The organism is Acidovorax sp. NPDC077693 (assembly GCF_044542805.1).
Lineage (GTDB): Bacteria > Pseudomonadota > Gammaproteobacteria > Burkholderiales > Burkholderiaceae_C > Acidovorax.
The window spans coordinates 21,476-42,177 of the sequence record NZ_JBITVD010000007.1 but is presented as its reverse complement, the minus strand read 5'-3'; the positions used below and the strand labels follow the sequence as shown (position 1 = coordinate 42,177).

The window sequence follows — 20,702 nt, the reverse complement described above, 5'->3', positions numbered from 1 at the left end:
GCAGGACGCTACCATATTGATAGCTGCTTGCGCTGATCCATCAAGCGGTAGCGGCATTTTTTGCATTGAATTCACCTGCCGGACCAGGCCACAGCACCCGCATGCAACGGCGCAGTGGCACGGCGCACGACACAGCCACCCGCACAGGCCACCCCGAGCGCACTCTGCGCTCCCACGCCGATGCTCAGATCTGCAACCCGTCGCGCCGGCCCTGCGCCTTGAGCGGCAGCGGCTTGCCCAGCATGGCGCGAAACTCCGGCGCGGGCAGGCCCGGTGCGCACAGAAACCCCTGGTAGTGGTCGCACTGCATCTGCAGCAGCACGGCCTGCTGGGTTTCGGTCTCCACCCCCTCGGCCACCACCTCGATGTGCAGCGCACGGCCCATGCTGATGATGGCGCTCACGATGGCCCGGTCGCCATCGTCGTCGGGCAGGCCGCGCACGAAGGACTGGTCGATCTTGAGCTTGCTGATCGGCAGCTTCTTGAGGTACGCCAGGCTCGAATACCCCGTGCCGAAGTCATCGATGGCCAGGCCGATGCCCAGGCCCGCCAGCACACGCAGGCGCTGCTCCATCTCCAGCGCGTCCTGCAGCAAGATGGTTTCGGTCAGCTCCAGCTCCAGCAGCGTGGGCGGCAGCTGGTGCACGGCCAGCAGGCGCGTGATGCGGTCCACGAAGTCGGGCTGGCGGAACTCCAGCGCCGACACGTTCACCGAGATCACGATGGGCATGCCGCTGTGCATCCACTGCGCGGCCTCGCGCACCGCCTGCTCCATGACCCAGGCGCCCAGCGTCACGATGTAGCCCGACTCCTCGGCCAGCGGAATGAACTGCCCGGGCGACACCGCGCCGAATTCGGGGTCCGTCCAGCGGATCAGCGCCTCGGCCCCGGTGATGCGGCCGGTGGCCATGTTGACCTGCGGCTGGTAGTGCACTGCCATGCGGTCCTGCCCCAGCGCCTGGCGCATCGCGTGCTCCATCTGCATGCGCGAGAGCAGGTTGGCGTTCATCTGCGGCTGGTAGAAGCCGTAGCTGCCCCGCCCGCGCTCCTTGACGCGGTACATGGCCGTGTCCGCCTGCTTGATGAGCTCGTCGAGCGTGGTGCCGTCCTGCGGGTACAGCGCCATGCCGATGCTGCACTGGATCGAAAAGCCCATGCCGTCGAGCATGAAGGGCTTGAGCATGTCGTCCAGGATGCGGCGGGCCACGCTCTCGGCCACCACCGCGTCGCCGCCGTGCAGGTAGATCACGAACTCGTCGCCGCCCAGCCGGCACAGCATGTCCGTCTGGCGCAGGCAAGCCTGCAGGCGCTCGGCCACCAGTTGCAGCACCCGGTCGCCGAAGGGGTGGCCCAGCGAGTCGTTGATGATCTTGAAACGGTCCAGGTCCAGGAACAGGATGGCAAAGCCGGTGTCGCTCTGGCGCGCGCCCTGGATGGCCGTGTCCACGCGCTGCGACAGCAGCAGGCGGTTGGGCAGCCCGGTCAGCACGTCGCTGTAGGCCAGCTCTTCGATGCGCTTTTGCGCGGCGTGCTGCAGCGTCAAGTCGCGCATGAAGCCGATGCTCTGCACCAGCCGGCCTTCGTCGTCGCGCAGCGCCACCCACGACAGCTGCACCGCGCAGTACGCGCCGCTGTCACGGGGCAGCCACAGCTCGCCCTCCCAGAAGCCGTCGCGCGCCCAGCCCTCCAGCACCTGTTCCATGAAGGCAATATCGGTGCCTCCGCCGAACAGCGACGACGCCATGCAGCCTTCGAAGGACTTGGCCGACGGACCGACCAGGCGCTCGCACCCCGGGTTCATGCGCAGCACGCGGTGCTGGCTGTCGGCGATGAAGATAGCGTCCAGGCTGGACTCGAACACCCGGGCCGCCAGGCGCAGGCTGGCCTGGATCTCGGTCTGGCGGGTGATGTCGCGGTACGAATACACCCGGCCCACCGGACGGCCCTGGCTGAACTGCGGCACCGAGCGCAGCTCCAGCACCACGCCGCTTTTCAGCGTGAGGATGTCGGTGCTCTCCTGCATGGGCTCGCGGGCAATGGCGGCCATGCGGTCGGTGTACGCCGCGGCGTCCTGCACCTGGGCGGCCATGTGCGCGTAGACCGCGGCATCGTCGCGCTCCAGAAGCAACTCCCGCGGAATGCCCCACAGCTGCGCCAGGCGCTGGTTGAACGCACGCACCTGGCCGTGCAGATTGCACACCAGCATGCCGTCGGCGGCCGAGTCGAGCGTGGCCCGCAGCTCGGACAGCAGGGTCTCCAGCTCACGCTCGGTAGCCGCCTGGATGCTGCGGTCCAGCATGGTCACCATGAAGATCGTGCCGCCATCGGGCCCGTTGGGCACACGGCTCACCTGCCGGTTCACGGGCACCAGGCTGCCGTCGGCCCGCAAAAGGCTGGTGTGCGAATGGATGCCATCGGCCACCACCTGGGCGGGCTCGCCCCAGAAAGCGACGTCCTGCGGCGTGGATGCCAGGCCCAGCACCGACGTGCCCACCATCGCGGCCACCGGTGCGCCCGCCAGGCGTTCCGCGGCGGCGTTGGCACGCAGGATCAGCAGGGTGGATTCATCGACCAGCCACACGGCTTCCTGCAAGCCGTCGAGCCAGCCGTGGGATTGCACGACCGTCACGCGCCGGCCTCTTCGGGGCCGGGGTTGACCGCTCGCTCGAAAAAGTAGCAGATGCGCTGCCGCGGCGACAGGTAGTCCAGCGCGTCGCGCGGCAACTGCGCCGGCTTGAGGCTGCGGCGGATGCCCAGCTCCGGCACGGTTTCCAGGTCCAGGATCGGCGCTTCTTCCTTGGGGATGCGCGAGTCGTGCACGATGACCTTGGGCCGCAGCGGGCGCGACGAATTGACCGACGCGACGATGGCATACCGGTCGTTGACCAGCTGCACGATGGACCCCGGCGGGTACACGCCCATCATCCGGATGAAGGCCCCCAGCACGACGGAGTCGAACTTGGACTTGAGCTGCGCGAAGATGACCGACAGCGCCTCGTGCGGCGTGAGTGCATCCACGCCGTTGGCGGGGTTGCACATGCGGTCGTAGCGGTTGACCAGGGCCAGCACCTGGCTGGCGCGCCCGAGGTCCGGGCCCGACAGGCGCAGCGGGAACCCGCTGCCGTCGACCATTTCATGGTGCCGCGCCACGGCGGTGAGCACCGTGTCCGGAAAGCCCATGCGCATGGCGAATGCCACCGACTCCCCCACATGGGTCTCGTAGCGCGAGCGTTCCATCGGGATCATCGACGGCGTGACCTGCCGCAGGTTGGGCGGCAGCTTGAGCTTGCCCATGTCATGGATCAGCGCCGCGACGCCCAGGTCGTGCAGCTCCACGCTCTTCATGCCCAGGGCGCGGCCCAGCAGCAACGAGATGACCATGACGTTGATGGGGTGCAGGGCATTGCGCTCGCCCACGCCCTCGGACAGCAGCCGGATCACCGAGTCGCCGTTTTCCAGCAGCTCGGACACGCAGCCCGACACCAGCGCATCGCCCTTGGTGCGCGCCTGGTCCGGGTGTTCGGACACCACGCGCTCCATGGCCTGGTACTGGCGCGTGGCCTCGCCAAAGCGCTGGTCGCAGGCGGCCAGGGCGCGGTTTTGCGCCTCCAGCAATGCCCGCCTGCGCAGCGCCTCGGGGTCGGCCGCGGGGGTGCCGCCCGCCGCGTCCACCCCGGGGGCGGCGGGCGCGGGCATTTCGGGCACGCGCCAGGCCGCAGGCACCAGCTCGCGCTGGTCGGGGTCGCTCTTCTTGGGAACGTAGCGCACCTCGGTCAGGCCGAGCTCGCGCAAGGTGGCGATCTGCTCGATCGACGCCACGCGAAAACTGCTGACCGGAAACGGATGGTGCATCCAGCCCACATCGAGCTGGATGTACATGCCGACCCGCAGTTGGCTGATGTCGATGAGGATGGAAGAGTTCACTTCAAGGGCGCGAAACATGGAGACGTGAATGCCACCAATGGTTACACAGATTATCGCCCTAAGCCTGCGCGATCAATTCGTTGCTGCCGCGCAGACGCGACACCACAACACTTCATGCCGCACGCCCTGCCGCTACAGTGCAGTGATTACCCGCACGGGCCGCCGTGGGGGCCCGGCTGCCGCATCGCTCCCCCGCGGCACCTGACCCCGCAGCACTTTTCACGACTGGCTACCGGCACCAGAGGGACGGCTTGTAGACCAGATCCATCCAGAGTGCCCAGCCGGCCACCGCGCAGAGCAGGCCGCCGGCCACCCGCGTGCCCCCATCGGCGCGCCAGGTATGGAGCCGCGCCCGGAGCCGGCCCCATGCCCAGGGGCCGGCGGCCAGCCAGAGGCCGCTGCCCACGCCAAAAAGCGCCATGGCCAGCGCCCCTTGCACCGGACCGCCACTGAGCGCGGCCACCAGCAAGGCCGAATACAGCAGCCCGCAGGGCATCAGCGCCCAGAGGAAACCCGCCAGCAGCACGCCCCCCGGGGCCTGGACCAGCGGGCGCACACGCGCCCACACCGCCCGGCCCGCCTGCTCCACCCACAGCGGCTGGCGTGCCTGCACCATGAGCATCAGGCCCCAGGCCATCACCGCCACATGGGCCAGGGTCCAGGCGGGGCGCAGCGCCATGGTGTGCTGGGTCAGCCATGCCAGGCTGTCCATGGCCAGGGCCGCGAGGGCGCCTGCCAGGGCATAGCCCGCCAGCCGGCCCGCGTGAAACGCCGCCGTGCGCTGCACCACGCCGCCGCGCGGCAACCACCGCACCGGCTGCGCCACGGCACCCGCCGCAGGCCCGCCCCCCTGCCCCACCAGCGCCCCACAGGGCGCCGCACACATGGCCAGGCAATGGGACCCGCCGGCAAGGCCCATGAGCAGAGCGGTCGAAGCTACCGTGAGCAGCATGGTGGGCAAGCGCCTGAAGGCACCCCGTGGGCGCGGGCGGTGAGGCCGGGCATCAGATGATGCGCGAGAACCGCGCCCGGTTGCGGTCGGCCTGCAGATAGCGGTCGAACACCATCGCGATGCCGCGCACGAAGAACCAGCCCATGGCGGTCACCGCGATGCCGTCCTGGCGGATCTGCACCAGCCCCTGGTCCGCCATCTCCTCCAACTGTTCGATCTCGGCCGCGAAGTAACGCCGAAAGTCGACGAGCCACGCCTGCTCCAGCGGCTCGAACAGCAGCTCGCCCTGGCACATCAGCGCCATGATCACGGCGCGGCGCACCAGGTCGTCGCGCGTCAGCGCCAGGCCGCGCACCACGGGCAGCCGGCCCTGGTTCAAGAAGTCGTAGTACTCGTCCAGGGTCTTGGCGTTCTGGCTGTAGGTGGCACCCACCCGGCCGATGGCGGATACCCCGAGGCCAATGAGGTCGCAGTCGGGCTGGGTGCTGTAGCCCTGGAAGTTGCGGTGCAGCCGGCCCTGGCGCTTGGCCACGGCCAGCGCGTCGTCGGGCAGCGCAAAGTGGTCCATGCCCACGTACACGTAGCCTGCGGCCATGAAGGCATCGAGCGAGCGCGACAGCATCGACACCTTGGCGCCGCCCATGGGCAGCTCGGCCGGGACGATGCGGCGCTGCGGCTTGAAGCGCTCGGGCAGGTGCGCGTAGGCATACAGCGCAATGCGGTCGGGCCGCAGTTGCACCACCTGGGCCAGCGTGCGGTCGAACGACTCGGGCGTCTGGCGCGGCAGGCCGTAGATGAGGTCGACGTTGATCGACTCGAAGCCCAGCGCGCGCGCCGACTCCACCAGCGAGAACACCTGCTCCGCAGGCTGGATGCGGTGCACGGCCTTCTGCACCTCGGGGTCGAAGTCCTGCACGCCGAAGCTCAGCCGGTTGAAGCCCAGCTCGGCCAGCACCGCCAGGCGACTGGCATCCACCGTGCGCGGGTCCACCTCGATCGAGTACTCGCCGCCCGGCGCGAGCGTGAAGCTGCGCTTGAGCATGGCCATGAGCTCGCGCAGCCCGTCGTCGGACAGGAACGTGGGCGAACCCCCGCCCAGGTGCAGCTGGCTCACCACCTGCCCGGTACCACAGTGGGCGGTGTGCAGGTCGATCTCGCGGCTCAGGTAGCGCAGGTAGACATCGGCGCGGTCATGGTGCTTGGTGATGATCTTGTTGCACGCACAGTAGTAGCACAGCGATTCGCAAAACGGAATGTGCACGTACAGGGACAGCGGCAGCGCCTTGGCCCCGGTGCCCGCGCGGCGCTGCTCCAGCGCAAGCACGTAGTCGTCCTGCCCGAAGGCCTCGACGAAGCGGTCGGCCGTGGGGTAGGAGGTATAGCGGGGCCCTGGCACATCGAAGCGGCGCAGCAGCTCGGGCGAAACAGCAGTCATTGGAAGCATCCTTGCGTACGTTGCCACTGTGCCGTAAGCTGTTCCTCACGTCCTTGATCTACGTCAAGTGATGCCACCAGCCGACCAGCGACAATTTGATGCATGTCAGTCGCCCACCCCCGGTCCGCAGCGAAACCTCGCCACCACGGGGTGAAACGCCCGAACCCCAACCTGCTGTACCTATGAACCCGCTCACCATGAAAGTCGCCTGCTCCAACTGCAATCTGCGGGAGCTGTGCATGCCTGTCGGCCTGAGCGATGAGCAGTTGCAGCGCATCGACGAGGTCGTGGCCACCCGCCGCAAGGTCAAGCGCGGCACCACGCTGTTCCGCAACGGCGAGACCTTCACCTCGCTGTACGCCATCCGCACCGGCTTCTTCAAGACCTGCGTGGCGACCGAAGACGGCCGCGACCAGGTCACCGGTTTCCAGATGGCCGGGGAGATCATCGGCCTCGACGGCATCGTGAACGACCAGCACACCTGCGATGCCGTGGCGCTGGAAGACGCCGAAGTCTGCGTGATGCCGTTCGACCGCATCGAAGAACTCTCGCGCGAGGTCACGGCGCTGCAGCACCACGTGCACAAGATCATGAGCCGCGAGATCGTGCGCGAGCATGGCGTGATGCTGCTGTTGGGCAGCATGCGCGCCGAAGAGCGGCTGGCCGCATTCCTGCTGAACCTGGTGCAGCGCCTGCACGCACGGGGCTTCTCGCAGTCCGAGCTGGTGCTGCGCATGACGCGCGAAGAGATCGGCAGCTACCTGGGCCTCAAGCTCGAGACCGTGAGCCGCACGTTCTCCAAGTTCGTCGAAGAAGGCATCGTCGAGGTCAAGCAGCGCCATGTGCGCATCCTCGATACCGACGCGCTCAAGCGCATCGTGAACAGCCAGCAAGCCTGCCACTGAGCACCACAGGCCAGGACTTCGGCGCCGGCCTCGAGCCGGCGTTGTCGTTTTCAAAACGCCGTTTTCACCGCCCGCAGTCTCCGCACACCTCGGCACATCAGGAGCACGACGTCTTGCGGCAATCGTCAGGGCGCTCCCCCGGCGGCACGGGACAGCGGTTCAGCTCGAACGGCGACATCGCCAGCAGCGTGGTCAGCGCGCTCGACGCCATCGTGACGGCCCAGAACGCGAAGAACGCGAGGGTATAGACCCCCTCGCGCGACAGTGCCAGGGGCTGGCCGAACCAGTGCAGGTCGTGCGGATCGACCAGGGCAAAGACCAGCATCTCCATCACGCCGGCCATCAAAAAAGCGGGCCAGGCAATCCACATCAGGCGTTGCGTCCACATACTTGCAGTCTCCTTCGCGGAGCGAGCGGGCACGGCGGTACCGCAGGGGCCGCCGGTGCTCGCCGGTGTTGTTGTTGTCGTCGTCGCAGCCGGTCAGCCGGTGGGCGACTCAACGCGGCTGGTCCTGCACCGGCGTGGCGGCGTGGTTGCGGCCCTTGACCGCGGGCGCCAGGCTCTTGGCGGGGTTTTCCAGCGTCTTGTTGATCTCGATGCCCTGGCGGTAGTAGTCCTCCGCCACCACCGGGTCGGGGCGCGAGATGGCCAGCCACAGCGTGGCGAAGCCGGCCACGATCACGATGGCGGGCCCGGCGATGACCAGCCAGACGTGGCCGAACTTCCACCACGGGGCGGCGGCGGGCGCGGCGCCCGGACCTGTGGAACTGGCAGAGATGGCTGGGCCGTTGCGGCCGATGGCGGGATTCGATGGCATGTCAGTACTCCTTGCAAATCTTCTCGGGCGGTGCAGCGCCTCAGCGCGGCACCAGGAAAACGGATTTCTCGGTCACATGGGCGGCTCGGTCCACCGCCTGCACGTCGAACTGCACCGCGTGCGAGCCCGGCGCGGCCGATCCGTACGGAATCTGCAGCCGCACCGCCACCCAGCGGGATTCCGCGGCACCGATGTCCACCTCGGCCTCCGAGGCCACTTCGAGCGCGGTCAGCCCGCGGGCGGCGATGCGGTAGCGCTGCGGCCCCTCGGTCGCATTCATGATCTGCAGGCGGTAGATGTTCTCGAGCTTGCCCCCGGCCACGATGCGTGACAGGGCCGCACGGTCGCGCACCACGTCCACCTTCAGCGGTGTGCGCGTGACCAGGCTGGCCAGCATGGCAAGACACAGCGCTGCCAGGATCGCGGTGTAGATCAGCACGCGGGGGCGCAGCACCCGGCGCAGCATCTGCGACTGGCTCCACCGGTTGGCCACGCCGTTCTGCGTGGAGTAGCGGATGAGCCCGCGCGGGTACTGCATCTTGTCCATCACGGTGTTGCAGGCGTCCACGCACAGCCCGCAGCCGATGCACTCGTACTGCAGCCCGTTGCGGATGTCGATGCCCACGGGGCAGACCTGCACGCACAGCGAGCAGTCGATGCAGTCGCCCAGGCCCTGGGCCTTGTAGTCGATGCCCTTCTTGCGCGGGCCGCGCTGCTCGCCCCGCTCGGGGTCGTAGCTCACCACCAGCGTGTCCTTGTCGAACATCGCGCTTTGAAAGCGCGCATAGGGGCACATGTACTTGCAGACCTGCTCGCGCATGTAGCCCGCGTTGCCGTAGGTGGCAAAGCCGTAGAACAGCACCCAGAACATCTGCCACCCGCCCGAGAAGGCCAGCAGCTCGCTGCCCAGCGTGCGGATGGGCACGAAGTAGCCCACGAAGGTAAAACCCGTCCACAGCGCCACCGACATCCACGCCAGCTGCTTGAGCGACTTCTTCACCGCCTTCTCTGCCGTCCACGGCCCCTTGTCCAGCCGCAGCCGCGCGCTGCGGTCCCCCTCGATCCTGTGCTCGATCCACATGAACATCTCGGTGTAGACCGTCTGCGGGCACGCAAAGCCGCACCACAGCCGCCCCGCCACTGCGGTGAACAGGAACAGCGACATCGCCGAGATGATGAGCAGGCCCGTGAGGTAGATGAAGTCTTGCGGGTACAGCACCAGGCCGAAGATGTAAAAGCGCCGCGCCCCCAGGTCGAACAGCACCATCTGGCGCTGCCCCCACTCGAACCATGGCAGCCCGTAGAACACGAGCTGCGTGAGGAACACCATGGCCCAGCGCCAGCGCGCGAACACGCCGCTGATGGAGCGGGGGTAGATCTTCTTTTGCGCCTCGTACAGCGAGACGATCTCGCCCTGGGACGACGACGCATCGGCCGCGACCGGCGCGATGGGGATGACCTTGCGGGCAGGCCCGCTGGGTGGCTTCATGGTGTGGCTCGTGGTGCTGGCTTTTGAAACGGTGAGGCCCTGGCTGGCGGGAGGGATGCGCGGTGCGGACCGCAGGGCGGCGCTGGCTGTCGCGCCGCCCGGCGTGGTCAGGTGCCCGGGCCTACCTGGCCGCCGCCAACTGCTTGCCCGACAGGCTCCACACGTAGGCCGACAGCACGCCGATCTGCGCTTCGGTCAGCTTGTCCGCCTGCGCGGGCATCTGGTTGGTCTTGCCGTTGTTGATCATGGCGGTGATGGCGGCTTCGCCCCAGCCGTGCAGCCAGATGTCATCGGTCAGGTTGGGCGCACCCAGGGCCTGGTTGCCCTTGCCATCCATGCCGTGGCAGGCCGCGCAGGCACCGAACTTGGACTTGCCCAGCGATGCACGCAGCGAGTCGTGCGGGCTGCCCGACAGGCTCAGCACGTAGTGCGACAGGTTGCGCACGTCCTCGGGCGTGCCCACGGCGGCGGCCATCGGGGGCATGGTGCCGATGCGGCCCTGCGTGATGGTCTCGCGGATCTTCTCGGGCGTGCCGCCGTGCAGCCAGTCGGCATCGGCCAGGTTCGGAAAGCCCTTGCTGCCGCGTGCGTCGGAGCCGTGGCACTGGGCGCAGTTGTTCATGAACAGGCGCTCGCCGATGGCCTGGGCCTGCGGGTCCTTGGCCACGTCCTCGGGCTTCATGGATGCAAAGCGGGCGTACAGCGGGTCGAGCGCGGCCTTGGCCTTGGCCATCTCGGCGTCGTACTCGCCCTTCTGCGTCCAGTTCAACTTGCCGTTGAAGCTGCCCAGGCCCGGGTAGGCGGCCAGGTAGGCCAGGCCGAACACGATGGTGATGACGAACAGCCACACCCACCAGCGCGGCAGGGGGTTGTTCATCTCGACCAGGTCCTCGTCCCAGACGTGGCCGGTGGTGTTGTCGGCGGTGGCCACGACCTTCTTGCGGCCCGCCATCCACAGCAGGATGCCGCAGGCAACGATGCCGACCAGGGTCAGCGTGGTCACAAAGACCGACCAGAAATTGCTGGTGAAGTCACTCATGGGGTGTTCTCGTTCTGGTGAAAGTCAATCTTGTTCGAACGGCAGCTGTGCGGCCTCGTCGAACCGGGACTTGTTGCGGCCCATGTACGCCCAGACCCAGATACCGATGAAGCAAACCATCGATGCCAGGGTGGCGACGATGCGCATGGTGGTGATGTCCATGGCGGATCTCCTAAGGTTCTGTGTTGCTTACTTGAGCGCGCGGCCCATGACCTGCAGGTAGGCGATGAGGGCATCCAGCTCGGTCTTGCCCTTGACGTCTTCGGCCGCGGCCTGGATCTGCTCGTCGGTATAGGGCACGCCCACGGTGCGCAGGGCCTTCATGCGGGGCGCCACGCCGGCGGGGTCCACAGCGTTCTTTTCCAGCCAGGGGTAGGCAGGCATGTTCGACTCGGGCACCACGTCGCGCGGGTTGTTCAGGTGGATGCGGTGCCATTCGTCGCTGTACTTGCCGCCCACGCGGTGCAGGTCGGGGCCGGTGCGCTTGCTGCCCCACTGGAAGGGGTGGTCGTACACGAACTCGCCCGCCACCGAATAGTGGCCGTAGCGCAGCGTCTCGGCGCGGAAGGGGCGGATCATCTGCGAGTGGCAGTTGTAGCAACCCTCGCGGATGTAGATGTCGCGCCCCACCAGTTGCGTGGCGGTGTAGGGCTCCACGCCCTTGACGGCCTCGGTGGTGGACTTCTGGAAGAACAGCGGCACAATCTCCACCATGCCGCCAATGGCGATCACGAGCAGGATCAGCACGATCATCAGGAAGTTGTTGGTCTCGATCTTCTCGTGGGAGAAGCCGGTCGAAGGGTTGGTGTTGTTGTTGGACATGAATGGACTCCTTCGGCTCAGGCGTGCGCCGCAGTCACTGCAGGGATGGTCACCTTGACCGAACGGCCGGAGATGGCGGTCATCCAGACGTTCCAGGCCATCACCACCATGCCGCCCAGGTACAGCAGGCCACCGGCCACGCGGATCACGTAGAACGGATAGGTCGCCTTGACGCTCTCGACAAAGGTGTAGGTGAGCGTGCCGTCAGGGTTGATGGCGCGCCACATCAGGCCCTGCATCACGCCGGCGATCCACATTGCGGCGATGTACAGCACGATGCCGATGGTGGCCATCCAGAAGTGCAGCTCGATCGCCTTGATGGAGTGCATCTTGTCGCGGCCGAACAGGCGCGGCACCAGGTAGTACAGCGAGCCCATCGAGATCAGCCCCACCCAGCCCAACGCGCCGGAGTGCACGTGGCCGATGGTCCAGTCGGTGTAGTGGGAGAGCGCGTTGACGGTCTTGATGGACATCATCGGCCCCTCGAACGTGGACATGCCGTAGAACGACAGCGACACGATCAGAAAGCGCAAGATGGGGTCGTCGCGCAGCTTGTGCCAGGCGCCCGACAGCGTCATCACGCCGTTGATCATCCCGCCCCAGCTGGGAGCCAGCAGGATCAGCGAGAACACCATGCCCACCGATTGCGTCCAGTCCGGCAGCGCGGTGTAGTGCAGGTGGTGCGGGCCGGCCCACATGTAGGTGAAGATCAGTGCCCAGAAGTGCACGATGGACAGGCGATAGCTGTACACCGGACGGCCGGCCTGCTTGGGAATGAAGTAATACATCATTCCGAGGAAGCCCGCCGTGAGGAAGAAGCCCACTGCGTTGTGCCCGTACCACCACTGCACCATCGCGTCCTGCACGCCGGCGTAGGCCGAGTAGCTCTTCATGAAGCTGACCGGAATGGCTGCGCTGTTGACCGCGTGCAGCAGTGCCACGGCCAGGATGAACGCGCCGAAGAACCAGTTGGCCACGTAGATGTGCTTGACCTTGCGCACGCCGATGGTGCCGAAGAACACGATGGCATACGACACCCACACCAGCGTGATCAGGATGTCGATGGGCCATTCGAGTTCGGCATATTCCTTGCCGGACGTGTAGCCCATCGGCAGGCTGATGGCCGCAGCCACGATGACCAGCTGCCAGCCCCAGAAGGTGAAGGCCGCCAGCGGCCCGGCGAACAGGCGGACCTGGCTCGTGCGCTGCACGACGTAGTAGCTGGTGGCAAACAGCGCGCAGCCGCCGAACGCGAAGATCACCGCGTTGGTGTGCAGCGGGCGCAGGCGCCCGTAGCTGAGCCAGGGAATGCCGAAGTTGAGCTCGGGCCAGGCCAGCTGGGCGGCGATGACCACGCCCACCAGCATGCCAACCACCCCCCAGACCACGGCCATGATCGAGAACTGCCGCACCACCGTGTCGTTGTAGTGTGCAGCCACTGTTTTTGGAGAATCCATCGGGCACCTCTTTGTATTGCGATCTGAGTTTCTTGCAGTCGGCTGCGGGGCGCATTGACACAAGTCAATCGTCCCGGAGAATCCGCTCGCCTTCTTGTTCGACGCTCTCGAACTGGCCGTGGTGCACGGCCCACCACAGCCCCGCCAGCACCATCAGCACCAGCACGACGGACAACGGGATCAGCAGGTACAGGATGTCCATCAGGCAGGCTCCAGGGGGTGGGTTGGCACGGGCGTTGCGACCGGGCCCTGCGCCAGCGGCGCGGCGTGGTCGGCCCCGCCCAGCGCCGGCAGCTCGCGCGCCAGGCGCGACGCGTTGAGCACCACCAGCAGCGAGCTCAGCGCCATGCCCAGCCCCGCCAGCCACGCGGGCATCCAGCCCGCCACGGCCAGGGGCACGCACAGCGCGTTGTAGAGCGCGGCCCACCACAGGTTCTGGCGCACCACGCGCAGGGTGCGGCGCGCCAACAGCACCGTCTGCGGCACCAGCGCCAGGCTGTCGCCCAGCACCACGAAGTCGGCGCGCGACTGCGCGAGCGGCACGGCGCGGCCAAATGCCAACGAGGCGTGGGCGCCCGCGAGCACCGGGCCGTCGTTGAGCCCGTCGCCCACCATGGCCACGTGGCGGCCCTGCGCCTGCAATGCCTGCAGCGCGGCCAGCTTGCCCTGGGGCGTGCACTCGCCCCGGGCCTGCGCAATGCCGGCCTGCGCGGCCACGCGCTGGACCGCGCCACCGCGGTCGCCCGACAGCAACTGCACAGCCACGCCCGCCTGCTCCAGGGCGCGCACCACCGGTGCGGCCTCGCTGCGCAGGTCCTCGGTCAGATCGAAGCGTGCCAGCTCGCGCAGCGCCCCGTCCGACCCCTGCTGTGACAGCACCACCTGCAGCCCGTTGCCATCGCCCTCGCTCGCCATGCCCGCATGCAGGGCCGAGCCCAGGCGCAGGCGGCGTGTGGCCTGCCCGGCCCCCACGCGCTGCACCGTGGCGGTGAGGCCGAGGCCCGCGTCCTCCTGCAGGTCCGTCACGGCCCACTGCAGGGTGCTTGTCGGCATGCGGGCGGCGGCCGCCACCAGCGCACGCGATGCGGGGTGCACCGACTGCACCGCCAGGGCGGCGGCAAGCGCCAGCGCCTCGCCGGCCGCCATGTCGCCGGACGTGCGCGTGGCCGACAGCGCCATGCCGTCGCGCGTGAGCGTGCCGGTCTTGTCGAACACGATGGTGTCCACCGCCGCGAGCGCTTCCAGCCCCTGCAGGTTGCGCACCAGCACGCCGTGGCGCGCCAGCGTGCCCGCGGCGGTGAGCATGGCGACCGGCGTGGCCAGCGACAGCGCGCAGGGGCAGGTCACGATCAGCACGGCCACGCCCACCATCAGCGCATGGCCGGGGTCGGACGGCCACCACCACGCCACCGCCAGCGCGGCAGCCAATAGCACGGCGACGAGAAACGGCCGGGCGATGCGGTCTGCCAGCTGGGCCAGGCGCGGCTTTTGCAGCGAGGCGCTTTCCATCAGCGCGACGATCTGCGCAAAGCGCGTCTGGGCGCCGGTGCCCTGCACCAGCACTTCCACCGGCGACTGCAGGTTGTAGCTGCCCGCGGTGACCGTGCTGCCCAGCGGGCGCGCCACGGGCGTGGACTCGCCGGTGAGCAGGGCCTCGTCGGCCTGCGTGTTGCCGCGTGTGATGCGGCCATCGGCCGGAAAAGCCTCGCCCGGCAATACGCGGATGGTGTCGCCGGGCACCAGGCGGCGCGTGGCCACGCGGGTGAAATGTCCCTCTGCTCCGCGACGCTCCACGCTGTCGGGCAGCCGGTTCATCACCGCCTCCAGCGCGCCCGCGGTGCGGTCGCGCAGGCGCAGCTCCAGCCAGCGCCCGGTGAGCAAAAAGAACACGAACATGGTGAGCGAGTCGTAGTACACCTCGCGGCCGAAGAGGCCCGTGGGCTCGAACGTGCCCGCCGTGCTGACCACGAAGGTGATGGCCATGCCCAGGGCCACCGGCAGGTCCATGCTCACGCGGCGCAGGCGCACGTCGCGCAGGGCACTGGCAAAGAAGGGCCCGCACGAGAACACCACCATGGGCAGCGTGATCACCCACGACGCCCAGCGCAGCAGCTGCTCCATCTCGAGCGTCAAGTCGCCCGGCTGCGCCACGTACGCGGGCCATGCGTACATCATCACCTGCATCATGCAAAAGCCGGCCACCAGCCAGCGCCACAGCGCGCGGCGGCTCTCGCGCTGGCGCTGCTCGCGGGCCAGGGCGTCCATGGCGGGCATGGCGCGGTAGCCGGCCCGGTGCACCGCCGCCATCCACTGCGAGGGCAGCACCTGCCCGGGGTGCCACACCACACGCGCCCGGCGGGTGGCCGCACTCACGTCGGCCTGCTGCACGCCAGGCACGGCGCGCAGGGCGTCTTCGATGGTCAGGGCGCAGGCCGCGCAGTGCATGCCTTCGAGCACCACCTGCGAGTCCCAGCCGCAGGTGGCGGGGTCCTGCGGAATGCTGCCGGTCGGCGTGAGCGGCCGACCGAAGGCCGACCACTCCTGCGGGTCGTCCAGCAGCAGGGCCTGCGCGGCGGCAGGGGCATCCGCCGGCGGCAGAACCGGGGCGTCGGCTTGAAACATTGACATGGTTCAAGGCTATCGCCCTGCCCCGCACGCCACATTGACCTGGATCAAGTCGCGGAACATGATCGGTCCTAAGCTGATGGCGTCACTTCAAGGAGCACACCATGTACAAGCGTATCCTGATCCCCACAGACGGCTCGCCGCTGTCGGACAAGGCAGTCAACCACGGCCTGGCGCTGGCGGCCCTGTCGGGCGCCACGGTGGTGGCGCTGAAGGTGGTGCCGCGCTACCCGCGCAGCTACTTCGAAGGCGGCATGTCGGTGGACCTGAACGATGCCCAGCGCATCGAGGCGCAGTGGGCGGCCGAAGCCCAGGCCATGGTCGACAAGGTAAAGGCCGAGGGCGGCGCCCAGGGCGTCACGGTGAAGGCCGTGGTCGCCAAGTCAGACCTGGTGGCCGAAGCCGTGATCTCGGCCGCCAAGAAGCACAAGTGCGACCTGATCGTCATGGCGTCGCACGGCCGCAAGGGCCTCAAGCGCCTGCTGCTGGGCAGCGAGACGCAGCACGTGCTGACGCACTCGCACATCCCGGTGCTGGTGCTGCGCTAAGGCCCCAAAGTGCTGCTACCGCTTGATGGAAAAGCGCTAGCAGCTATCAAATCAGTAGCAAAGCTCCACTGGCCGACATCCGGTCAGTGGTTGCCCAGGTAGAGCTGCGCCATGCGCTGGTCCTCCAGCAGGCCCTGCGCGGGGCCGTCCAGCACGCAGCGGCCCTGGTCCAGGATGTAGCCCTGCTGGCTGATGGTGAGCGCCTGGCGCGCGCGCTGCTCCACCATCAGCACCGCCACGCCCGCGGCGGGGAGCTTTCGCACCATGTCGAACACTTTGCCGACCAGCGATGGCGCGAGCGCCGCAGTGGGCTCGTCCAGCACCATGATGCGCGGCGAAGGCATCAGCGCGCGGGCGAAGGCCAGTTGCTGGCGCTCGCCGCCCGACAGGTCGCTGGCCGGTTGCGACAGGCGCTCCACCAGCGCCGGGAAGTCGGCCAGCACCTCGTCCATGCGGCGCTTGACGTGCGGCACGCGGCGCACCACCAGCAGGTTGTCGCGCACGGTGAGCGACGGGAACACGTTGGCCACCTGCGGCACGTAGGCCAGGCCCGCGTCGAACCGGTCTTCGGCCGACAGCGTCGTGATGTCGCGGCCATCCAGATGGATGCTGCCCGTGACCCGCGGCAACAGGCCCAGCAGCGCCTTGACCAGCGTGGACTTGCCGGCCCCGTTGGTGCCCGCGATGGTGACGATCTGCCCCGGCGCCACGGCCAGGTCGATGCCGTGGATGATGTCCACGTCCGAGTAGCCGCCGCGCAGCTGCTCGATCTGCAGCAGATTGGTCTTATTGGTTTTGTTGTTCGCCTCGCTCATACCACCCCTCCCATGTAGGCTTCCTGCACGCGGGGATCGTCCAGTACCGTGTGCGGATCGCCCTCGGCCAGGATGCGCCCGCGGTCCATCACGATCATGCGGTTGGACAGCGCCTTGAGCGCCTGCAGGTGGTGCTCGATCACGATGAATGCGATGCCCTGGGCATGCAGCTCGCGCACGCGGTCGCAGATTTCTTCGATCAGCACCGGGTTCACCCCGGCGAAGGGCTCGTCCAGCAGGATGCAGCGCGGGTCCAGCATGAGCACGCGGCCCAGCTCCACCAGCTTCTTCTGCCCGCCCGACAAGCCGCCCGCCTGCACGTCGCGCACGCGGGCCAGGTTCAAAAATTTCAGGATGCCGTCGGCCTTGGCGGCCAGTTGCTGCTCGTGTTCGCGCAGGCGGCGCGTCTGAAAGAAGGCGTTGACCAGCCGCTCGCCCTGCGGGTTGGCGGCCGCGGCCAGCAGGTTCTCGTGCACGGTGAGGCTCTTGAACTCGCGCGGGATCTGGAAGGTGCGCACCAGGCCCAGGCGGGCGCGGCGGTACGGCGGCACGCGGGTGATGTCCTGCCCGTCGAAGGTGATGCGGCCGACGTCGGCCGGCTGCTGGCCCGCGATGGCGGCGAACAAGGTGCTCTTGCCCGCGCCGTTGGTGCCGGCAATGCCCAGAATCTCGCGGTCGGCCAGTTGCAGCGAGACATCGTCCACCGCCTTGAAGCCACCGAACAGCCGCGTCACGGCCTCTACGTTGAGGAGTGTCATTTCGAAGGCCCTCCAAAAAGACCGTTCGGCCGGTACAGCGTCACCAGGATCAGCGCCAGGCCCACTGCGGCCAGGCGCAGGCTGGCCATGCCCACTTCGGACACGCCCGGCACCCAGTCCTTGGCAAAGCGCGAGCCTTCCAGGAACACCATCAGCAGCAGCGAGCCGAACATGGCGCCGCGCACCGAGCCCGAGCCGCCCATGACCAGCCCCATCCACACATAGAAGGTGATGAGCGGAATGAACTGCTCCGGCGTGATGAAGGTGATGAAGTGCGCGTAGAACGCGCCCGCCACGCCGGCCAGCGCCGCGCCCACCATGAACACCTGCACCTTGAACCAGGCCGGGTCCTTGCCCAGGGCCGACAGCGCCGCCTCGTCGTCGCCGATGGCTTTGAGCAGCCGGCCGAACGGGCTGCGCGTGAGCCGCACCGTGCCCCAGCACACCAGGCCCACGATCACGGCCAGCACGGTGAAGATCGCCACGTCGGACATGCCGCCGGCCAGATGGGCAAACAGCTTGGGCAGGCCCGGCAGACCCTGCACGCCGTTCGTGAGCCAGCTTTCCTGCTGGATGGTGATGCGCACGGCTTCCGAAAAACCCAGCGTCACGATGGCCAGGTAGTCGTCGCGCAGCCTGAGCGACAGCAGGCCGATGGGCAGCGCGAGCAGCCCCGACAGCACACCCGCCGCGATGAAGCACACCACCAGCGGCACGCCCTGCAGCGACAGCAGCCCCGACGTGTAGGCGCCCACGGCGAAGAACGCCACGACGCCGAAGTTGACCAGCCGCGTAAGGCCGAACTGCAGGTTCAGCCCCAGCGCGAGCAGGCAGTAGATGAGGGCGATGATGCCGATGGCACAGAGATAAGCGATCATGGTCCGTCCCCTTAGCGCACCAGTTGCACGCGGCCCATGATGCCGGCCGGGCGCAGCAGCAGCACCAGCGCCAGCACCACGAACGACAGCACCAGCTTGTACGACGGCCCCAGCAGCGGCACCGACAGCTCTTGCACCATGCACAGCAGCAGCGCGCCCAGCACCGCACCCAGCGGGCTGCCGATGCCGCCCAGCACCATGGCGGCGAAGGCGGGGATCAGGCTCTCCCAGCCCATCTCGGGCGTGACCACGGCCTTCATGCCCAGCAGCACCCCGCCGATGGACGACAGCGCGCCCACCAGCAGCCACAGGCTCAGCATGAGGCCACCCGCGCGGATGCCGCTGGCGCGCGCCAGGTCGGCACTGTCGGACACGGCGCGCAGCTGGCGGCCGAAGCTGGTGCGGTAGATGAGCACGAACACCACCAGCAGGCACACCGCGGCGATGGCGGCGATGAGCAGGTCGGTGGGCAGGATGCGGATGCCGCCGAAGTTCCACGCGCGCACCAGCGGCATGTCGAAGGTGCGCTGGTCGTGCCCGGCAAAGAACGAGATCAGGCTGCGCAGCAAAAACCCGAGCCCGATGGCCGCGAGCATCGACGCGACCATGGGCCGCCCCACCAGCTTGCGAAAGATCAGCTGGTACGACCCGGCCGACACCACCGCGGTGATGGCCACGCTGGCAATGGCCGCCAGCCACAGCGGCACGCCGCCCAGCATCTGCACGGCCACCGCGGCGTACGCGCCGGTCGTCAGGAAGTCGCCGGTGGCGGCATTGGGAAAGCGGTTGACGCCCATCACCAGGGTCATGGCCAGCGCGGGCAGCGCCACCACCAGGCCTTCGATCAATCCGTTGATCAAGAGGTTTGTGAAATCGATCCAGGTCATTGCGTCATCTCGTTCTTGCTCTCGTTCTTACCCTTGCGTTGCCAGAAAGCCCCCTGTGCCGCGACGACCGCAGCCGCCGGGGACGAACAGGGGGATGATGGCCGTCACGCGGCGATGGACACCACGTCGCGGCGCACCAGCTGGCCCTTTTCGATGATGAACACACCGAAGTCGGGGGTGGCGTCGCCGAACTTGTCGAAGTCGAGCTTGCTGGACGCGCCTTCGTAGTTGACCTTCGCCTTCTTGCCCAGCTGGACCTTGCCTTCGGCGAAGGAGTACACGGCGGTGCCGGGGGCGTTGGACACCTCGCGCAGCTTGGCGTTGACCTGCTCCACCGTGGCCTTGGGGCCCGCGGCTTCCATGGCCAGGGCCAGCGAGATCACCATGTCGTACGCCATGGCGGCATAGATGTTGGTGGACGCGGCCTTGCCCGTGGCCTTGGTGAAGGCGGCATCGAACTGCGCGTACGAAGTGCTCTTTTCGTTGGAGACCGTCTCCACCGAAATGATGCCTTCGCACACTTCGGGGCCCAGGGCCTTGACCAGGTCGGGGTTGGCCGCCCAGCCGGGGATGATCCACTTGTTGTCGGCACCGGACTGGAACCATTCGCGCAGGATGATGGTGGTGTCGGGCAGGTACGAGCCCATCACGATCACATCGGGCTTGGCCGCCAGGATCTTCTGCAGCTCGCTGCGGTAGCTGGGGCGGCTGGGCTCGTAGGTGACGTGTGCGGCCACCTTGCCGCCGCGCTTTTCCCACACCTTGGTGAAGCCTTCGACATTGCCCAGGCCCGAGGCGTTGTTGAATGCCATGGTGGCCGGGCGCTTGAAGCCGCGCTTGGCGCAGATCTCGGCAAAGGCCGCGCCGAAGCGGTCGTTGGTGGCCTGAAAGCGCCACACCAGGTCCTTGGTGTCCTGCGTGGAGATGGCGGGCGCACCCGAGACGTTCATTTGGATGATGCCGGCCGCGTCGGTCAGCGGCATCACCGCCAGCGTCACGCCCGAAGCCCAGGTGCCCAGCACGGCCTGCACCTTGTTCACTTCGATCAACTTCTTGGCGGCCAGCACGGCGGCGTCGGGCTTGGTCTGGTCGTCTTCGGTGAAGAGTTCGAGCTTGCGGCCGCCCGCGCCACCGGCGGCATTGACCTCGTCCACCGCGAGGCGGATGGCCTGCTGCATGCCCGGGCCGTACGGGCTGCCCGCGCCGGTGATGGGCGTGAGCGAGCCGATGCGGAAGACCTCGCCCTGCTGGCTGAAGCCGATGGAGGGAAGGCACTGCAGGGCGGCTGCTGCGCCGCCGAGCTTGACGAAATTTCTACGTTGCATGGTGTTCTCCGGTCAGGTCAGATCA

The 20,702-nt window shown here is 67.9% G+C and carries 20 protein-coding genes; 2 read left to right on the top strand and 18 right to left on the bottom strand.

Features of this window, described 5'->3' with window-relative positions:
* Positions 1–184 precede the first annotated feature (184 nt).
* From ACIGHN_RS11095 to hemN, 4 genes are all read right to left on the bottom strand, one after another.
* Positions 185–2,629, bottom strand: coding sequence for a bifunctional diguanylate cyclase/phosphodiesterase (locus tag ACIGHN_RS11095; protein ID WP_056169579.1), 2,445 nt, complete (start codon positions 2,627–2,629; stop codon positions 185–187).
* Complete coding sequence (locus tag ACIGHN_RS11090; protein WP_396504401.1) at positions 2,626–3,924, bottom strand: HD-GYP domain-containing protein; 1,299 nt, start codon at positions 3,922–3,924, stop codon at positions 2,626–2,628. Before ACIGHN_RS11090 ends, ACIGHN_RS11095 begins: the two co-directional genes overlap by 4 nt.
* A gap of 229 nt (positions 3,925–4,153) precedes the next feature.
* The gene (locus tag ACIGHN_RS11085) at positions 4,154–4,876 is read right to left on the bottom strand and encodes a sulfite exporter TauE/SafE family protein (protein ID WP_396504400.1); all 723 of its coding nucleotides are present in this window, start codon (positions 4,874–4,876) and stop codon (positions 4,154–4,156) included.
* Positions 4,877–4,928: 52 nt separating this feature from the next.
* The gene (hemN, locus tag ACIGHN_RS11080; protein ID WP_396504399.1) at positions 4,929–6,311 is read right to left on the bottom strand and encodes an oxygen-independent coproporphyrinogen III oxidase; all 1,383 of its coding nucleotides are present in this window, start codon (positions 6,309–6,311) and stop codon (positions 4,929–4,931) included.
* Positions 6,312–6,493: 182 nt separating this feature from the next.
* Between hemN and fnr the strand changes: the two genes are divergently transcribed.
* Positions 6,494–7,216 carry a fumarate/nitrate reduction transcriptional regulator Fnr gene (gene fnr / locus ACIGHN_RS11075; protein ID WP_056169593.1) on the top strand — a complete coding sequence of 241 codons (723 nt, stop codon included), beginning with the start codon at positions 6,494–6,496 and terminating at the stop codon, positions 7,214–7,216.
* 97 nt (positions 7,217–7,313) lie between these two features.
* On the opposite strand, the gene ACIGHN_RS11070 is transcribed toward fnr, so the two are convergent.
* The 9 genes from ACIGHN_RS11070 to ACIGHN_RS11030 form a co-directional block, all read right to left on the bottom strand.
* Positions 7,314–7,604 carry a hypothetical protein gene (locus ACIGHN_RS11070; protein WP_056169595.1) on the bottom strand — a complete coding sequence of 97 codons (291 nt, stop codon included), beginning with the start codon at positions 7,602–7,604 and terminating at the stop codon, positions 7,314–7,316.
* Positions 7,605–7,713: 109 nt separating this feature from the next.
* A complete protein-coding gene (locus ACIGHN_RS11065) occupies positions 7,714–8,034 on the bottom strand; it encodes a FixH family protein (protein WP_396504398.1) in 321 nt (106 codons plus the stop codon).
* 40 nt (positions 8,035–8,074) lie between these two features.
* Positions 8,075–9,523, bottom strand: coding sequence for a cytochrome c oxidase accessory protein CcoG (gene ccoG / locus ACIGHN_RS11060; RefSeq protein WP_056169601.1), 1,449 nt, complete (start codon positions 9,521–9,523; stop codon positions 8,075–8,077).
* Positions 9,524–9,644: 121 nt separating this feature from the next.
* Entirely contained in the window at positions 9,645–10,562 is a 918-nt protein-coding gene (ccoP, locus tag ACIGHN_RS11055; RefSeq protein ID WP_396504397.1) for a cytochrome-c oxidase, cbb3-type subunit III, read from the bottom strand.
* A gap of 24 nt (positions 10,563–10,586) precedes the next feature.
* On the bottom strand, positions 10,587–10,724 hold the full coding sequence (locus ACIGHN_RS11050; RefSeq protein WP_056169607.1) for a CcoQ/FixQ family Cbb3-type cytochrome c oxidase assembly chaperone: 138 nt from the start codon (positions 10,722–10,724) through the stop codon (positions 10,587–10,589).
* Between the two features lie 27 nt (positions 10,725–10,751).
* Positions 10,752–11,384 (bottom strand): cytochrome-c oxidase, cbb3-type subunit II, encoded by a 633-nt coding sequence (ccoO, locus tag ACIGHN_RS11045; RefSeq protein ID WP_056169612.1) that lies wholly within the window; start codon positions 11,382–11,384, stop codon positions 10,752–10,754.
* A 17-nt stretch (positions 11,385–11,401) separates the two neighbouring features.
* Positions 11,402–12,841: a cytochrome-c oxidase, cbb3-type subunit I gene (gene ccoN, locus ACIGHN_RS11040; RefSeq protein ID WP_396504396.1), complete on the bottom strand. Its 1,440-nt coding sequence runs from the start codon at positions 12,839–12,841 to the stop codon at positions 11,402–11,404.
* A 64-nt stretch (positions 12,842–12,905) separates the two neighbouring features.
* Complete coding sequence (gene ccoS / locus ACIGHN_RS11035) at positions 12,906–13,043, bottom strand: cbb3-type cytochrome oxidase assembly protein CcoS (protein WP_056169616.1); 138 nt, start codon at positions 13,041–13,043, stop codon at positions 12,906–12,908.
* Positions 13,043–15,463 carry a heavy metal translocating P-type ATPase gene (locus ACIGHN_RS11030; RefSeq protein ID WP_396504582.1) on the bottom strand — a complete coding sequence of 807 codons (2,421 nt, stop codon included), beginning with the start codon at positions 15,461–15,463 and terminating at the stop codon, positions 13,043–13,045. Before ACIGHN_RS11030 ends, ccoS begins: the two co-directional genes overlap by 1 nt.
* A 107-nt stretch (positions 15,464–15,570) precedes the next feature.
* Between ACIGHN_RS11030 and ACIGHN_RS11025 the strand changes: the two genes are divergently transcribed.
* Positions 15,571–16,014, top strand: a complete 444-nt coding sequence (locus ACIGHN_RS11025; protein WP_056169621.1) for a universal stress protein — start codon at positions 15,571–15,573, stop codon at positions 16,012–16,014.
* A gap of 83 nt (positions 16,015–16,097) precedes the next feature.
* Here ACIGHN_RS11025 and ACIGHN_RS11020 read toward each other — a convergent pair whose 3' ends face one another.
* The 5 genes from ACIGHN_RS11020 to ACIGHN_RS11000 all read right to left on the bottom strand — a co-directional run bounded on the left by ACIGHN_RS11020 (position 16,098) and on the right by ACIGHN_RS11000 (position 20,677).
* Positions 16,098–16,829, bottom strand: coding sequence for an ABC transporter ATP-binding protein (locus ACIGHN_RS11020; RefSeq protein WP_396504395.1), 732 nt, complete (start codon positions 16,827–16,829; stop codon positions 16,098–16,100).
* Positions 16,826–17,587, bottom strand: a complete 762-nt coding sequence (locus ACIGHN_RS11015) for an ABC transporter ATP-binding protein (protein ID WP_396504394.1) — start codon at positions 17,585–17,587, stop codon at positions 16,826–16,828. Before ACIGHN_RS11015 ends, ACIGHN_RS11020 begins: the two co-directional genes overlap by 4 nt.
* Positions 17,584–18,465, bottom strand: a complete 882-nt coding sequence (locus ACIGHN_RS11010) for a branched-chain amino acid ABC transporter permease (protein WP_056418579.1) — start codon at positions 18,463–18,465, stop codon at positions 17,584–17,586. The genes ACIGHN_RS11015 and ACIGHN_RS11010 overlap by 4 nt, the downstream gene beginning before the upstream one ends.
* Positions 18,466–18,476: 11 nt before the next feature.
* Positions 18,477–19,352 carry a branched-chain amino acid ABC transporter permease gene (locus ACIGHN_RS11005; RefSeq protein WP_396504393.1) on the bottom strand — a complete coding sequence of 292 codons (876 nt, stop codon included), beginning with the start codon at positions 19,350–19,352 and terminating at the stop codon, positions 18,477–18,479.
* Between the two features lie 104 nt (positions 19,353–19,456).
* Positions 19,457–20,677 carry an ABC transporter substrate-binding protein gene (locus ACIGHN_RS11000; protein WP_396504392.1) on the bottom strand — a complete coding sequence of 407 codons (1,221 nt, stop codon included), beginning with the start codon at positions 20,675–20,677 and terminating at the stop codon, positions 19,457–19,459.
* Positions 20,678–20,702 lie beyond the last annotated feature (25 nt).

Excerpts from the sequence above, each read along its gene's own strand:
- ccoO (WP_056169612.1), bottom strand. The coding sequence starts at position 11,384 with ATGTCCAACAACAACACCAACCCTTCGACCGGCTTCTCCCACGAGAAG.
- ACIGHN_RS11085 (WP_396504400.1), bottom strand. The coding sequence starts at position 4,876 with ATGCTGCTCACGGTAGCTTCGACCGCTCTGCTCATGGGCCTTGCCGGC.
- ACIGHN_RS11065 (WP_396504398.1), bottom strand. The coding sequence starts at position 8,034 with ATGCCATCGAATCCCGCCATCGGCCGCAACGGCCCAGCCATCTCTGCC.
- hemN (WP_396504399.1), bottom strand. The coding sequence starts at position 6,311 with ATGACTGCTGTTTCGCCCGAGCTGCTGCGCCGCTTCGATGTGCCAGGG.
- ACIGHN_RS11070 (WP_056169595.1), bottom strand. The coding sequence starts at position 7,604 with ATGTGGACGCAACGCCTGATGTGGATTGCCTGGCCCGCTTTTTTGATG.
- ACIGHN_RS11015 (WP_396504394.1), bottom strand. The coding sequence starts at position 17,587 with ATGACACTCCTCAACGTAGAGGCCGTGACGCGGCTGTTCGGTGGCTTC.
- ccoS (WP_056169616.1), bottom strand. The coding sequence starts at position 13,043 with ATGGACATCCTGTACCTGCTGATCCCGTTGTCCGTCGTGCTGGTGCTG.
- ACIGHN_RS11010 (WP_056418579.1), bottom strand. The coding sequence starts at position 18,465 with ATGATCGCTTATCTCTGTGCCATCGGCATCATCGCCCTCATCTACTGC.
- ACIGHN_RS11020 (WP_396504395.1), bottom strand. The coding sequence starts at position 16,829 with ATGAGCGAGGCGAACAACAAAACCAATAAGACCAATCTGCTGCAGATC.
- ccoP (WP_396504397.1), bottom strand. The coding sequence starts at position 10,562 with ATGAGTGACTTCACCAGCAATTTCTGGTCGGTCTTTGTGACCACGCTG.
- ccoN (WP_396504396.1), bottom strand. The coding sequence starts at position 12,841 with ATGGATTCTCCAAAAACAGTGGCTGCACACTACAACGACACGGTGGTG.
- ACIGHN_RS11005 (WP_396504393.1), bottom strand. The coding sequence starts at position 19,352 with ATGACCTGGATCGATTTCACAAACCTCTTGATCAACGGATTGATCGAA.
- ACIGHN_RS11050 (WP_056169607.1), bottom strand. The coding sequence starts at position 10,724 with ATGGACATCACCACCATGCGCATCGTCGCCACCCTGGCATCGATGGTT.
- fnr (WP_056169593.1), top strand. The coding sequence starts at position 6,494 with ATGAACCCGCTCACCATGAAAGTCGCCTGCTCCAACTGCAATCTGCGG.
- ACIGHN_RS11000 (WP_396504392.1), bottom strand. The coding sequence starts at position 20,677 with ATGCAACGTAGAAATTTCGTCAAGCTCGGCGGCGCAGCAGCCGCCCTG.
- ACIGHN_RS11030 (WP_396504582.1), bottom strand. The coding sequence starts at position 15,463 with ATGTTTCAAGCCGACGCCCCGGTTCTGCCGCCGGCGGATGCCCCTGCC.
- ACIGHN_RS11025 (WP_056169621.1), top strand. The coding sequence starts at position 15,571 with ATGTACAAGCGTATCCTGATCCCCACAGACGGCTCGCCGCTGTCGGAC.
- ccoG (WP_056169601.1), bottom strand. The coding sequence starts at position 9,523 with ATGAAGCCACCCAGCGGGCCTGCCCGCAAGGTCATCCCCATCGCGCCG.